General features: G+C 39.1%; 11 protein-coding genes. 4 read left to right on the top strand and 7 right to left on the bottom strand.

Annotation, left to right across the window (positions count from 1 at the left end):
- Positions 1-272: 272 nt before the first annotated feature.
- The 5 genes from H5087_RS08405 to H5087_RS08425 all read right to left on the bottom strand — a co-directional run bounded on the left by H5087_RS08405 (position 273) and on the right by H5087_RS08425 (position 5,176).
- Entirely contained in the window at positions 273-971 is a 699-nt protein-coding gene (locus tag H5087_RS08405; protein WP_182671727.1) for a hypothetical protein, read from the bottom strand.
- A gap of 465 nt (positions 972-1,436) precedes the next feature.
- Positions 1,437-2,171, bottom strand: coding sequence for a hypothetical protein (locus H5087_RS08410; protein ID WP_182671728.1), 735 nt, complete (start codon positions 2,169-2,171; stop codon positions 1,437-1,439).
- Positions 2,172-2,256: 85 nt separating this feature from the next.
- On the bottom strand, positions 2,257-3,060 hold the full coding sequence (locus H5087_RS08415; RefSeq protein WP_182671729.1) for a restriction endonuclease: 804 nt from the start codon (positions 3,058-3,060) through the stop codon (positions 2,257-2,259).
- 607 nt (positions 3,061-3,667) lie between these two features.
- Positions 3,668-3,847: a DUF6435 family protein gene (locus tag H5087_RS08420; protein ID WP_182671730.1), complete on the bottom strand. Its 180-nt coding sequence runs from the start codon at positions 3,845-3,847 to the stop codon at positions 3,668-3,670.
- A 153-nt stretch (positions 3,848-4,000) separates the two neighbouring features.
- Positions 4,001-5,176, bottom strand: coding sequence for a PQQ-dependent sugar dehydrogenase (locus H5087_RS08425; protein WP_182671731.1), 1,176 nt, complete (start codon positions 5,174-5,176; stop codon positions 4,001-4,003).
- A gap of 266 nt (positions 5,177-5,442) precedes the next feature.
- Between H5087_RS08425 and H5087_RS08430 the strand changes: the two genes are divergently transcribed.
- The 3 genes from H5087_RS08430 (at position 5,443) to H5087_RS08440 (ending at position 8,728) form a co-directional block, all read left to right on the top strand.
- Complete coding sequence (locus H5087_RS08430) at positions 5,443-6,486, top strand: flavin reductase family protein (RefSeq protein ID WP_182671732.1); 1,044 nt, start codon at positions 5,443-5,445, stop codon at positions 6,484-6,486.
- The gene (locus tag H5087_RS08435) at positions 6,483-7,535 is read left to right on the top strand and encodes an acyl-CoA desaturase (RefSeq protein ID WP_182671733.1); all 1,053 of its coding nucleotides are present in this window, start codon (positions 6,483-6,485) and stop codon (positions 7,533-7,535) included. Before H5087_RS08430 ends, H5087_RS08435 begins: the two co-directional genes overlap by 4 nt.
- Before the next feature lie 191 nt (positions 7,536-7,726).
- Positions 7,727-8,728, top strand: coding sequence for a branched-chain amino acid aminotransferase (locus H5087_RS08440; protein ID WP_262501086.1), 1,002 nt, complete (start codon positions 7,727-7,729; stop codon positions 8,726-8,728).
- Between the two features lie 81 nt (positions 8,729-8,809).
- On the opposite strand, the gene H5087_RS08445 is transcribed toward H5087_RS08440, so the two are convergent.
- Positions 8,810-11,380, bottom strand: coding sequence for a TonB-dependent siderophore receptor (locus H5087_RS08445; protein WP_182671734.1), 2,571 nt, complete (start codon positions 11,378-11,380; stop codon positions 8,810-8,812).
- A 512-nt stretch (positions 11,381-11,892) separates the two neighbouring features.
- On the bottom strand, positions 11,893-12,207 hold the full coding sequence (locus H5087_RS08450) for a DUF962 domain-containing protein (protein WP_182671735.1): 315 nt from the start codon (positions 12,205-12,207) through the stop codon (positions 11,893-11,895).
- 163 nt (positions 12,208-12,370) lie between these two features.
- Here H5087_RS08450 and H5087_RS08455 point away from each other — a divergent pair, with 163 nt between their 5' ends.
- Positions 12,371-14,527, top strand: a complete 2,157-nt coding sequence (locus H5087_RS08455) for a prolyl oligopeptidase family protein (protein WP_182671736.1) — start codon at positions 12,371-12,373, stop codon at positions 14,525-14,527.
- Positions 14,528-14,685 lie beyond the last annotated feature (158 nt).

The following is a 14,685-nucleotide window of genomic DNA, read 5'->3' on the forward strand; positions in this document are numbered from 1 at the left end:
GGATTACGGGTGTTTACATGGCTTTTATTTAGGTTAAAAGGGCTTACCCTTCTTAATGCATCGTGTTTTGCAGCTTTTCTATATTATGAACAAGGCAATACAGTTGCCACAGCGTGAAGTAAGGTATTCACTTTCATTTGACCCCGTAAGGTTAATTTATTCATACCTTTGTTCACTGTAATGTACCGCTTTTTATTTAAAGGAAAGTCGGTTCAAGGTAATTAGGATGGGTGTCATCCTAATTTTGCATGAAGCGGACCGAGCAGACTGTTTTAGTCCTGCTTGATTGGATTGTTAGCAATACATTGCACGCGCTTCATGAAACCACCTTTAGTTAAAACCTGTGAGCCTGATGGAAAACTATTAATGAGTAAATCACCATTTTCTAGTAACCAAGACGATTTAGGCTTACCAACCAAACTGTATAACTTTTGAATTTTGAAATCATTAGAGATTAAATGCAAATCTCCGTAGTTTGACATCATATGTGCTAAGCCTGACGTTACTACCAAACCAAACGGCATTTCGTAAATATCTTCAACATTCATTTCTTTGATTAGTGTAACTTTATCACTTTCATCAATTAACAGTAATTCACCGCCAAACTCACCACGATTACTACCAGTGATAATATTATTGCCTAAATTTATAATTATTTCTGGCTGTATGATTTGATTCTCAATTACTGCTTTATTTTCTGAATTATGTGATCTACTAGGAAAAGATTTTTTGTATTTACCCGTTGTTCTATCAATTAATTCAAATAACCATGGCTTTTGAGATAAGTCTGTTGTCCCTAGTTTATCAAAAAATTCTTTTACGCCAACTTCTGATACTTCTCTCTCTGCACTTCCTTTAAACTCTGTTTTATTTGGATACTTTGATGCGTCATAGCCGCATGTAATATCCTCAAAGATATTCGCAGAAATAGAAAATGAGCAAAAAAGTAAAATAAATATAAATATTTGCAACTGACTTTCCTTGTATTGCTAACGAGCCTGTAGATTAACTCGTTTTTAAATTTTTTATTGATAAATAAACCATAGCTGAGTTCCTATTTTGGTTCAATTGATTACTGTATTTTTACGTAGAATATTGAAGTGTTTGATATTGTTTTAATTGGCGTTTTGGAAGGGGGGACGGGTGTTTGAGTGGCTTTTATTTAGGGTAAAAGGGCCTCTCCTTCTTAATGCATCGTGTTTTACAGCTGTTCTATATTATGAACAAGGCAATACAGTCGCCGCAGCGTGAAGTAAGGCATTCACTTTCATTTGACCCCTTAAGGTCAATTTATTCATACCTTTGTTCACTGTAATGTTCCGCTTTTTATTTAAAGGAAAGTCGGTTCAAGGTAATTAGGATGGGTGTCACTATAATTTTTTGACCCGCATGATGGGTGGTGTGGGGCTGGAGGTTAGAGACCTCCGGCTACCCGATTAACTTTCATTACAGCCAAAATAAAAATTTTGTGCTATTTCAATTGAGCTTCGGTTAAGATCATTAACTTCGACATTATTAATTACTCGATGTTCTTCTTCACGCCCTTTAACCGCCATTAAATAATACTTGGGGGATATTGCCATCCCCATTGACTTTGCATAGCAATCAGCCGATATGAATTTTTTATCATTAGACTCTAATACTTGCCACTGATAACCCGAATAAACATCCTTATTATCGATGAGTAATTGTTTAATATCTAGAGTAGCAGTAAACCTTCCAGCAATTTTACCGCCAGTTCTAACAGGAACTTTACCTAATGACTCAATGAGTTCTTCAGTATTTTTATCTAGAGTTCCACAAGGAAAATTATTAAATAACTCTGAATCCTCTGCCTGATTTATGGAGTAGTGCCACCGTAAATACCACAACAAATGATAATCAGATATAGCCTTATGATCTGAAATACTTTCTCCACTTTCAATTCGTTCAACTTCCCTTAAAAATTTATTCTCTATTGGATGGCTCACTAATGTTTCACATTCTTGTGACCATGCTCTATTGCCAAGAAAACAAGAACCTTTAACTCCAATAGATTTAGTCTCAGCTCCTTTAAAGCTGACCTGCAACATATTATTTAGAGAAAACCTTTTTAAAATAGCTTTCATATGGAAATGCTGATTTTTAGTTAATCTGTAATCGTTATTATCAGATGTAGTTTCGAATGACACGACTCTCTCCATGAAAGTTAACGCCGCCAGCAGAGGCCGAAAGCCAGAGCGAAGCGGCGGTTTTTGGTCCCTCTGGCTGGCCCTGTTAGCGGTCTTTTCCTGCGTTGTAGATTGCTTTAGCCATCATTTCAGTGGTGGTTGTTTCATTATCTCTAGTTCTACTTGTATCAGGGTTATAATCACCATTTTTGTACATTTCCCATTCAGCATTAAGTAGCTTCTCTTCAAAATGATTTAAGTTGAGATTCAACCACATTGAAAGCTGCTGAAAGTTATGTGCAATTTTTTCGCCCTGTTGCTCCTTTAGAAAGGATTCCAAGTCGATTGGGTAATTTCGCTCCTCAGCAGCCATTATTGCTGTTCGCGCTGTTGTTAGTAATTGTTGCCCTGTAAATTGCATTGAATAGTCTATTACATCGTGACGAAGACCATATTCAATTCTCACCCTTTTAGAGTGAGACCAATACCTATCTTCCAAAAGTACAAGGCGTTTATAGTAGGTTTTTAAAATCTCAGCCTCAATGATGCCCTTAGTGTCAGACTTCAGTTCATCGAAGGTCTTAAGTTTTACATTGGTGCTTTCAGCCGCTTCAAATGCACCGCTTTGAAACCCTGCTATAGATATAATAAATCCGCGATCTGCACCTATGTCGTCTACAATCGACCTAAGTGCTAACACTTGAGCCTTGGTCACTTTACTCTTCCAATGTTTCGCCTCAACAATCCAAGTAATGTTTTCACCCAAAAATTTGGTTTTGACGAATACATCAACGTCATGGCAAGTTCGTACACCTTGAACTCGGACGTTAGTCTCTGCATCAGCTCCTAGCGAATCAAAGTGATCTTTTATGTCTTCCTGAAAGATATACCAATCTGAATCTTTACTCATAACTACGTTTGACCGCTAACAACTTTATTGAGGACACTTTCCTCTTTTTATGAGCAATGTATGTCCTCTTAATTATTTTTAATATTAATAACAAATCCTGTAACACATTGCGAGTATTAAACTTTAAGTCGGGCTGTTCTTTTAACAATATGCAGAAAAGAGGAAAACGTCCTCATTTTTTGACTTAGGAGGAAAAACGCCAGCGGGGTACATATATGCAGCAATTAAATATTTAAAATGAAAACCAAACCCGATTTTAAATCATTTAATATTCACTAAAAAAAGTCAGCGATAATGTAAGTAACCGCTTTAAGTACACTTGTTTGTGTAAGCATATTATAGAAGATGGTTTACGGGTGGTGAAAGCAGTAAAAAACGAGGTCATGAATTATCTACTAAACGCGTCTTCCTACTTTTAAATAGGGCAGACACGTTTAAGTATACTGATACCAGTCGACTTAAATATTTAGCCTTTCTAGCGTGCTAAATAAAGCGTTAACGGCGTTATAAACTTCTCATGTAGAACAACTACATATCGAAATTTATGCCTTGTTATCACTTTATTTATCCGTCGCTATAAATGTCCAATAACTTAACACGATTGGTATTATTTGGCTTTTTTAGCCTCTAGAATTTCTATTTCACTCCAAATTTTTTCTGCTTCTGCACTTAACATGGCAAAGCTTTTAATATCGCCTTTTCTTTGTGCCTGCATGCCTTGCTCTAGTTTTACGTCGTATTCTTTACGCAGTTTTTTTACGGGATCAGGCTTTAAAAATGAAAACATTAGTATTCTCTTAATTTATTAAATTATATTTAATTAGTGTACGCATTAATGGGCTTAATAGTTCTTTGTTTGGTGAAAATGTTTACTTTGCGCTTTAAAAGCGCAAAGTAAACAGGGTGTAATTATTAACGTACTGTGTGCTAGTTTTAGTGCTTACGTTTCTGGCTCCAGGCGTTTAATACCTTGGCCATCAATACCTAAATAAATAAAACCATCACTGCCTTGGGCTAAGCTGCGTACTCTGCCAATTCCATCGAGTATTTTATATTGCTTAACAACCTTACCTTTTGAGAGCTCCAGTGCGCTAATAAAAGCAAACTTCATGGAGGCTAGTAATAGTTTCCCTTTAAGCTTTGGGTATTTATCACTCGTTACATACAACATATCGGAAGGGGCAATTGAAGGGGTCCAATGTAATACGGGCGATTGCATGCCGTCTTTTTCTTTAAGGTCTGTAAACTTGGTACCGCTGTAGTTAACGCCATAGCTTACTAAAGGCCATCCGTAGTTAGCGCCTTTTTTTATTATATTAAGTTCATCGCCGCCGCGTGGCCCGTGTTCGTGAGACCATAAAATATTATTTTGATTATCAAACCACATGCCTTGTGGATTACGGTGCCCATAAGACCATGCCGCATGTTTTGTATCTTTTTGTTTAACAAACGGATTGTCGCTTGGGATACGGCCATCATCGTTTAAGCGATAAATTTTACCGCCATCGCGAGTGAGATCTTGCGGGTTTATGTCGCGCGAGCCGCGATCGCCAATTGAAAAATAAACATAACCTTCATCATCAAACACAATACGGCTGCCGTAGTGCTGGCCTTTGGTACTATTATGCTCGCCTTTGTATAGCAATTGCTGATCAGACAGCAGCGTATGATCGCTATTTAGCTTGGCGCGCATTAAGGCGGTGTTACTTCCGCTTCCTTTGCCCTCACTATTTGAGTAACTAAAGTATAGCCATTGGTTTTGCTTACTATCGGTGTGTAGTGATAAATCAAGTAATCCACCTTGGCCATTAGCGTCAATGTTGGGCAGCCCTGAAACCTTAGTTAATTTAGTGGTATTTTTAGGTAATAAAAATAACGTTCCACTGCGCTCAGATATTAGCAAGTCACCATTAGCTAGAGGCTCAATAGCCCAAGGTATAACCACACCTTCTGCCGCTGTTACTGCGTTAACGCTAAGCGATAAAGTATCGAGCTGCTTATAGTTTTTTACGTAATCGCTTTTTGCATTTGCGGGTGCGTTAGTAGCAAATATAGCAACGGCTAAGCCTGCACTTATTAGTTTAGGGAGTGTGTTATGTGACATTAAATTTATCATTATGGCTTCCAAAATTAATCCAATCTTACATAACCTTATCATGGCATAAATAAATTTGTTAAGTGTTGAGTTGAATGAAAAACACACACTTATATATTTTAAAATTACCTCTTCACAGGAAATTGTTTTAGCAAATTGCGCTAATAAAAATTGAATAATTACTCTATTGGGGTTGAAAACTTAAAATTTGAGCGTACACTTGTGCGCTGAAGTTTGGGCGTACACGTGTAAGTTCAAAGTAATTAAGATTTGATAGAGATTTAACCATGATGACTCAAGTATTAAACCAATTTTCAAAATGGTTTTTACACCATCAAAGTTTTGCAGGCTACATAGAGCCAATAATGCAGGTGTTTAAACCTGCGTGGCGTGCTGGGCAGTTTAGAGCGCAAGTAGTTAGTACAGTTGTACTTGATGGCGGTTTTTTAAGTGTGCAACTTAAGCCAAGTAAACAATGGCAGGCACATACGTCAGGGCAGCATATAAGTTTAACGGTTGAAATTAATGGGCGATTATTAACACGCGTTTTTACCGTGGCCTCAAGCGCTCAGCAATTTAAAAATACAGGTTTGGTGCGCTTACTAATCAAAACAAATGCGCAAGGGCGCTTTACAAGCTTACTCAGCAGTGCATTAAAAGCGGGGTTGTGGTGCAATATTTCTGCGCCAAGTGGCGACTTTGTATTTAAAAATACACACACGCCAGCCACTTTTATTGCAGGTGGCTCGGGTATAACACCTATGCTGGCTATGCTTGATGATTACTTAAGCCAAACTACGCAAAAAGTGTCGTTGGTGTATTACGCAAAAGCCACTGAGCATCAATGTGTTGATGAGCTAAGTGAGTTGGCAGCGCAATTTGAGCATTTTTCGTTTTTATTATTAACGCGTGAGCAATCAAGCGATATAACCAGCAATATTAAGCCGTGGGAAAATCCAGACATTTACTGCTGTGGCCCTGCAGCATTTATGCAGACGGTGAGCGATTTTGCTAAAACGCATAAGCTAAATTACTACCAAGAAGCCTTTGGTTTAGCGTTGCCTAGCTTAAACGACGACAGCCAATTTAATGTAAAAATTAACGCCAGTGCCCATGTTATATCGGGCAACGATGTTTTACTGACTCAGTTTGAAGAAAAAAAGCTACCCGTTAAACGCGGTTGCGGTATTGGTATTTGCCATCAATGCCAATGTATTAAAAAGTCAGGGGTGGTACGTAATTTAAAAACAGGTGAATTGAGTGATAACGGCGAGCAATTAATCCAACTTTGCGTAAGCCAACCTGTTAGTGATTTGGAGTTACAATTATGAAAAACATTAACTATGACATGCTCGCAAGCGAGCTAGATGCCATAAAAATGGACACCCTTGGCAAAGTAGGCCAACAAGATGCCGACTACATTCGCTCTGTTGTGCGCAAACAGCGAGTGTGTGAATGGAGCGGGCGAATTTTGCTAATGCTTGGTTTTATTCAGCCATTATTGTGGGTTGCAGGCGTGCTGCTATTAGCGCTTGCTAAAATTTTAGACAATATGGAAATTGGCCACAATGTAATGCATGGTCAATACGATTGGATGAACGACAAGCAACTTAACTCACAGCATTACGAGTGGGACATAGCGTGCGATGGGCAAAGTTGGCACCGCGTTCATAACTTTGAACACCATACGTATACTAACATTATTGGTAAAGACAGAGACTTTGGTTATGGCTTGTTACGTTTAAGCGATGATTTTAAATGGCGCTTTAAAAATGTATGGCAGTTTTTTACGTATATTAATTTAAGTGTGTTATTTCAGTGGGGCGTGTCGTATCACGAGTTAGCTGCAGAGCGTGTTTTTATTGGTAAAAAGAAAGAAAACCGCGAAGGGCTCGTATCGCATTCAACACTAAAACATCGCTTTTTTAGTAAAGGTGCTCGCCAGTTAATTAAAGATTATGCGATATTCCCGTTACTTGCAGGGCCTTTATTTTTATGGGTATTGGCGGGTAATTTAGTAGCAAACTTAATTCGTAATTTATGGACATCAACCATAATATTTTGTGGCCACTTTACCGAAGAGACCGAAACCTTTAAAGAAGAAGACTGTATAAACGAAACCCAAGGGCAGTGGTATTATCGCCAAGTACTGGGCTCGTCTAATATTAAAGGGTCGCATTGGTTTCATGTTTTAACGGGGCATTTGAGCTGCCAAATAGAGCATCACTTATTTCCAGATATGCCGTCTTCGCGCTATCAAGAAGTTGCACCTCAAGTACAAGCCGTTTTGAAAAAACACGATATTGATTACCATACAGGTAGCTTTTTTAAACAGTATACCTCGGTGTTAAAACGTATTATTAGATATTCGTTCAAGTAAATTATTTACCTTTAAGAATCGGCTAGTGCAACTGCATTAGCCGATTTTTTTGTTTATAGCACCCAATGCGGTTGATTAGTAAACAGCACTTGCAAAAATTTCTCATAGTTAATTAAAAAAGCCTTACTTTAGCTATGGTTAAATAGCGTGTGATTGTCATACAATGGTGGAAAATAGACCACACAAGAGAGATTAAAATGGCCGCATTTGGTACCGTGTTTATGCCGCAGATGATTCAAGCTCGTTTTTCTGATAATAAATGGAGCGAAAGCTCAATTGTCCCTTCCGATAAACTTGAACTTCATGCTGGTGCGCACGTTCTTCATTATTCAAGTACATGTTTTGAAGGCTTAAAAGCCTTTCGCCATGAAGATGGTTCTGTTTATCTTTTTAGAATGGATGCAAATATTGCACGCATGCAACAAAGCTCAGCGCTATTAAGCTTACCGAGTTTTGATGGCGATATGCTAAAAACGATGATTATCGATATTATGCGTGAATACGCAGATGAAACGCCATTACCACCGGGCTCTATGTATATTCGCCCAACTCATATTGGTACTGAGGCGGCAATTGGTAAAGCAGCTGCGCCATCAATGAGCTCGCTTTTATATACGTTACTATCGCCAGTAGGTGATTACTTTGCCGGTGGTGCAACTGCACTGCGTGTACTGCTTGAAGAAGATGGCATGCGCTGCGCCCCGCACATGGGAATGGTAAAAAGTGGTGGTAACTACGCCAGTGCTCTAGCACCTATTAGTGCTGCACGAACTAAGTATCAAGCAGATCAAATTTTATTTTGCCCAGGTGGCGACGTACAAGAAACCGGTGCTGCTAACTTTATACTTATTGATGGCAACGAAATTATTACTAAAGCGCTTGATAGCACGTTTTTACATGGTGTAACGCGTAATAGTATTTTAACCATTGCCAAAGATTTAGGTATGACGGTAAGCGAGCGTAACTTTAGCGTTACTGAGCTATTAGAGCGTGCTGCTAAACCAGGTACTGAAGCGGCGCTTTCGGGCACTGCAGCTGTACTAACTGCTGTGGGTACGTTTATTCATAACGACAAAGAATACAAAGTAGGTACTGGCGAGCCAGGCCCAACTACTGCGCGCCTTCGCCAAGCATTGAACGATATTCAATGGGGTAAAAGTGAAGACAAACACGGTTGGTTAACTAAAATCTAATTATAGATTTAATAGCAACTCGCATTAAAAAGCCACCTAATCGGTGGCTTTTGTGTGTTTGGTTACTTTAAGCTGTGCTTATTAGAACTTCATTTCTATTTTGCCGTACACGTAGCGTCCGTTAAATCCATAAGCTGAGAAGCTAGAGTAAGCAAATAAACGCGAGAAGGTTGTTACATCGTCAACATTTTCACGGGTTGCGTCTGGGTAAACATCAAAAATGTTATTAGCCCCTAAGCTCAGCGATACGTTTTCACTAAGCGAGTAGGCGACATCTAAGTCAGTGATCCATTTAGGCTTAAGCACTTCGTTACGTTCTGGGATATCTGAAGGGTCTTGAGTTTCACCGTAACGTGTTGTTCTAAGCGTGGTACGAATATCATCGTTAGTCCATGTTGCGCTTAAGTTGTACTTATTACGCGGTGTACTTACTTCAAAACGACGTAGTTCGTTACCAGAGAATAAGTTGTCTTGATCAAACCCTGCACCTTGTAGCTCTGCTGGAGGGTCAATTATATCGGTAACTTCATTTTTACCGTAGTTATAACCTAAGTTAAAAGTAACATCGCCGTAACCATCGGTTGCTACATTATAAGAAGCTACAACATCAACACCGCGCGTTTTACTGTCAATTGCGTTTAAGAAGAAACGACCTTGGTTAGCGCCTGTGCCTTCAAGAAGTTGCTCAATAGCAGCGCCCGATAAGTTGTTTGATAGCACAATGCGGTCATCAATTAATATTTGGTAGTAATCAACCGATAAGCTGAAATTAAAGTCGGTAGACCATGTAAAACCAACACCGTAGTTAGTAGCTTCTTCAGCATCAAGACCCGGTGAGCCCAGTGCTTTTGCTACATCGCTGCTTGGTGCAAAGGTACCGGTTTCGGTTGGTTCGCCATCAACAAATACAGTGGCCACTGAGGTAAAGTATTGTTGCTGCAAAGAAGGTGCTCTAAAACCAGTAGATACTGAGGCGCGCAGCGCTAAGTCTTCAGTTAATGAATAACGAGTCGCAACTTTACCGTTAAGTGTATCGCCAAAGTCTGAGTAATCTTCATAACGGGCGGCAACCGCTAAATTCCAATCGTCGGTTAGGTAGGTTTCAAGGTCTATATACAAGCTCACGTTATGGCGGCTGTTATCGCCCTCTGATTCGGGTGTAAACCCTGGGAATACTTGTGCGCCCGCTGCGCCAAATGGGCCATCAACAGGGTCGGTTACTGCGCCGCCTGGGCCAAATGTTCCTTGTGCATATGAGGCTTCTTCCCCTGCATCTATTTGGTATCCTTCGCGGCGATACTCAGCACCTACAGCTACACTTACCGAGCTTTCTAAAAAGCTGACGTCTACTTCGCGGCTAAAATCAACGTTTAAAGTAAGTTGATCGTAGGTAAGTGTTCCTGCATCAAAGCTTGTTTGGCTAGTAGGGCCGTATGAGGTATTTAAGCTATTTATAACACCAAACTCAAATGCATCTTGACCATATACGGCCGATACATCGTAATTCCATTCACTTACAAAACCTTTAGCGCCAAGTGCCAGTGAAAAGTCATCTATGTCTGAGGTGATAACAGGTAAAAAGCCATCAGGATAAACTTCTTCTATATTACGGCTATCGCTTGCACGGCGATAAAAACCGCCGCCTTCGCCTTCGCGTTTGCTGTAAGAGCCAAACGAATATAAATCTACTTCGTTTGTTAATTGATACCCCGCGTTATAAAACACTGAAAAGTCTTCTACATCGCCATTACCAAAGTTATGGTTATATCGATTTACGGTAAGTTCACGTGGGTCGAGGGAGCCATCATCTAATCGTGCGTAGTTTTCGCGTTGGTCGTAGTCAGATCGGTTTGTTGAATGGCGGTCGCGGTATTCTGTTGAGATGTTTAAAAAGCCATTATCGCCAAGTTCAAAACCCATATTACCTTGCAGCGTTAATGTTTGACCATCGGTTAAAGAGCGATCGCCCCCTTCGGTAAAGGCTAAATTACCATCACTGCCTTCAGAAACTGATTCAAGCTGTGGTACACCGTCCATTTCGGTTACGTTAGCGCCATATATAGCTGCCACTGAGCCACCGCTGCTAGCACTTTTAAGCACAATATTAATAACACCGGCTATAGCATCAGAGCCATATTGTGCTGCTGCACCATCACGTAATACTTCAATGCGGTCGATAGCATTTGCTGGAATTGCATTTAAATCAACCGATGATGAACCACGACCCGTTGAGCCATTTAAGTTAAGTAATGCGTTGCTATGGCGACGTTTACCATTAACAAGCACTAAAGTGTGATCAGGTGCTAAACCACGAAGTTGAGCAGGGCGAACATGGTCACTACCATCAGTAAGTGATGCTTGCGGAAAGTTAAAGCTAGGTAATAAACTGCTAAGCAGGGCATTCGTTTCAGTAAAGCCTGAATTCTTAAGTGCATCTGCACCAATTATATCGATGGGTACTGCGCTGTCTTCTACTGTACGGCCTAATCGGCGAGAGCCAATTACGCTTATTTGTTCGATGTTTTCTTCTGCTTTGGTTTCTTGCTCTGCAGCATTTACTGAGAGCGAACCAAGTAGTGCAGCTGATGCGCTCATTGCGAGTAATATTTGTGGTACTGATTGCTGTAATTTAAATAACGGTTTTCTATTCATGCTGTATTTCCCCATACCCATTGAATTATTTTAGTTTTGTACAAAAAGATAAAGATTAAACCTCTTTGTTACCTTGAACATATACTTAATTAACAAAGTCAGTCAATTGAATAACATTCAATTAATTTAAGATTTTTTATAATTACATTTGGTTGTTTTTTATAATGACCATTGTTTTAGTTATATAGCGAAGGTGATTGCTAAGTAATTGATGGATAATGAATTATATTAAAAAATTAAATTTAACGTTTAATTAACTGGTAAGATGAGGTTGGTAGATTTAACTAATTATTTGTAGGAAGCCATTTTTATTGGGCTGGCAATAAACAACTGTTGAGCTATAAATATTTTTAAAAATATAAAATAAAAATACACCCATTAAATGTTAACTAAATTAACATTTAATGGGTGTATTATAAATTATGTACTACTTATTCGAACCTATACTTTAAAGCATGAAGCAATTTTGTTTTTATAAGTAATTGGTATAAAAAAGAGTGCTAAAAATAGTGTTAAAATTTAATTTTTCCAACAAGCATATCTTTAAACATTACCCAATCTCCCCACAAACTGTAAAAAGGGTGTTTAAAAGTAGCTGGGCGGTTTTTTTCAAAAAAGAAATGCCCGACCCACGCAAACCCATATCCAATAACAGGTAATAACCACAATAAACTGTAGTGTTGTTTTAATAATGCTATTGCGATTACAGCAAGAACAAGTGCACTTCCTATAAAATGTAAGCGGCGGCAAATCACGTTGCGGTGCTCTTTTAAATAATAAGGATAGAAGGCTTTAAAGCTTTTAAATGTGGGGTTTGTACTTTGCATTGTGTGCTCTTTTATTGTTTTTTATTTTATGAGGGTCGTGCTATTAAAGCGTAAGTTTACATTTGTTTACAGCGATAAATGACGCTTAACGCATCTAAATAGACAAAAGGGCTAAAAGTTAATAACTTAGTCGCACTATTAATAAATAAGAATGGAACTCAGGATGTTTAAACACACTCTAGCGTGTGCTGTAATTGTAGCGCTTAGCGGCTGTTCAGAGCCAACTAATACGGTAACTCAAGAAGAAGTAAAAGCACCTATGAAGCAAGTTAACGCAGTTATATACCCAGAAACAAAAAAAGGCGATGTCGTAGATACCTACTTTGAAGAAGCGGTTAGCGACCCATATCGTTGGCTTGAAGATGATATGAGCAGAGAAACTGCCGATTGGGTTAAAACGCAAAACAATTTAACGTTTTCTTATTTAGAACAAATCCCTTATCGCGATAAGTTAAAGCAGCGCCTTGAAAAACTAATGAATTACGAAAAAATAGGCCCTCCTTTTACTGAAGGCGATTACACCTATTTTTATAAAAACGATGGTCTGCAAAATCAATATGTTTTGTACCGCAGTAAAGATGGCGGCGACGTTGAAGTATTTTTAGATCCAAACAAGTTTAGTGAAGATGGTACGACGTCTATGTCAGGTTTATCGTTTTCAAAAGATGGCTCATTACTCGCATATCAAATATCTGAAGGTGGCAGCGATTGGCGTAAAATTATAGTTATTGATGCACATACTAAAGAGCAAGTTGAAGAAGCGCTTGTTGACGTTAAATTTAGTGGCATTGATTGGTTAGGCAACGAAGGTTTTTATTATTCAAGTTACGAAAAACCTAAAGGCAGTGAACTTTCGGCTAAAACAGATCAGCATAAAGCGTATTACCATAAGTTAGGTACTGCACAATCTGAAGATAGTGTTGTATTTGGTGAAACTGATGAGCAAAAACATCGCTATGTAGGCGCGGATGTAACTCATGACGGCCGCTACTTACTTATTTCAGCTAGTACGTCTACTTCAGGCAATAAGCTGTTTATAAAGGACTTAACAAAGAAAAACAGTGAGTTTGTAACGGTTGTTGGAAATACTGATTCAGATACATCAGTGATTGATAACGAAGGCAGCAAGCTGTTTTTAGTTACTAATCTTAATGCACCGAACAAAAAAGTAGTGACGGTTGATGCAAGCAACCCGAGCCCAGAAAATTGGGTTGATTTAATTCCTGAAACCAAAAACGTACTAAACCTTACAAAAGGCGGCGATACCTTTTTTGCAAACTACATGGTTGACGCGATTTCGCAGGTAAAACAGTACAACAAAAAAGGCGAGCTAATTCGCGAAATTACATTGCCAGGCGTGGGTACAGCACGTGGTTTTGGCGGTAAAAAAGATCAAACAACGCTTTATTATTCATTCACTAACTACAAAACACCAGGTACTACTTATACGTTTGATGTAGCTACGGGTGAATCGGGTGTTTATCGCAAGTCAGCTATTGATTTTAATAGTGATGATTACACGTCTGAGCAGGTGTTTTACACATCTAAAGACGGTACTAAAATACCGATGGTAATTACCTATAAAACAGGCATTAAGCTTGATGGTTCAAACCCTACAATTTTATACGGTTACGGTGGTTTTAATATTAGTTTAACGCCAAGCTTTAGCCCCGTTAATGCAGTATGGCTTGAGCAAGGTGGTGTATACGCCGTTGCTAATATTCGCGGTGGTGGTGAGTACGGTAAAGACTGGCATAATGCAGGCACTAAATTGCAAAAGCAAAATGTGTTTGACGACTTTATTGCCGCAGCTGAGTACTTAAAAGACAAAAAGTACACGTCTAAAAAGCGCTTAGCACTTCGCGGTGGATCTAATGGTGGTTTGTTAGTTGGCGCAGTGATGACGCAGCGCCCAGACTTATTTCAAGTGGCTCTACCTGCTGTAGGCGTACTTGATATGCTGCGCTACCATACATTTACTGCGGGCGCTGGTTGGGCATACGACTACGGTACGAGCGAGCAAAGCAAAGAAATGTTTGAATACATTAAAGGTTATTCACCACTTCATAATGTAAAAGCAGGTGTTGAGTATCCAGCGACTATGATCACAACTGGCGATCATGATGACCGCGTTGTTCCTTCGCATTCGTTTAAGTTTGCCGCTGAGCTTCAAGCAAAGCAAACGGGTAATAATCCAACGCTTATTCGCATAGAAACCAATGCTGGGCATGGTGCAGGTACACCAACGAGTAAAACAATTGAGCAGTACGCTGATATATTTGGTTTTACGTTATACAACATGGGCGTAGAGTCGTTATAAAAGCGCTTTAACAAAATAGCTAACTTTAATAGCTGTCCCGTCCTAAAATACGTTGACGGTTTTAAATGAAGGCCAGTAGCTTTTGCTCCTGGTCTTTTTTATGCACTTGGTTTGGTGTTTTCATTCCTAAACTTAAATGCGGCCTCAATTCATTGTAT

This window comes from Pseudoalteromonas sp. SR43-7 (assembly GCF_014163785.1).
GTDB classification, from domain to species: Bacteria; Pseudomonadota; Gammaproteobacteria; order Enterobacterales; family Alteromonadaceae; genus Pseudoalteromonas; species Pseudoalteromonas distincta.

Excerpts from the sequence above, each read along its gene's own strand:
- H5087_RS08415 (WP_182671729.1), bottom strand. The coding sequence starts at position 3,060 with ATGAGTAAAGATTCAGATTGGTATATCTTTCAGGAAGACATAAAAGAT.
- H5087_RS08420 (WP_182671730.1), bottom strand. The coding sequence starts at position 3,847 with ATGTTTTCATTTTTAAAGCCTGATCCCGTAAAAAAACTGCGTAAAGAA.
- H5087_RS08425 (WP_182671731.1), bottom strand. The coding sequence starts at position 5,176 with ATGATAAATTTAATGTCACATAACACACTCCCTAAACTAATAAGTGCA.
- H5087_RS08430 (WP_182671732.1), top strand. The coding sequence starts at position 5,443 with ATGATGACTCAAGTATTAAACCAATTTTCAAAATGGTTTTTACACCAT.
- H5087_RS08435 (WP_182671733.1), top strand. The coding sequence starts at position 6,483 with ATGAAAAACATTAACTATGACATGCTCGCAAGCGAGCTAGATGCCATA.
- H5087_RS08445 (WP_182671734.1), bottom strand. The coding sequence starts at position 11,380 with ATGAATAGAAAACCGTTATTTAAATTACAGCAATCAGTACCACAAATA.
- H5087_RS08450 (WP_182671735.1), bottom strand. The coding sequence starts at position 12,207 with ATGCAAAGTACAAACCCCACATTTAAAAGCTTTAAAGCCTTCTATCCT.
- H5087_RS08455 (WP_182671736.1), top strand. The coding sequence starts at position 12,371 with ATGTTTAAACACACTCTAGCGTGTGCTGTAATTGTAGCGCTTAGCGGC.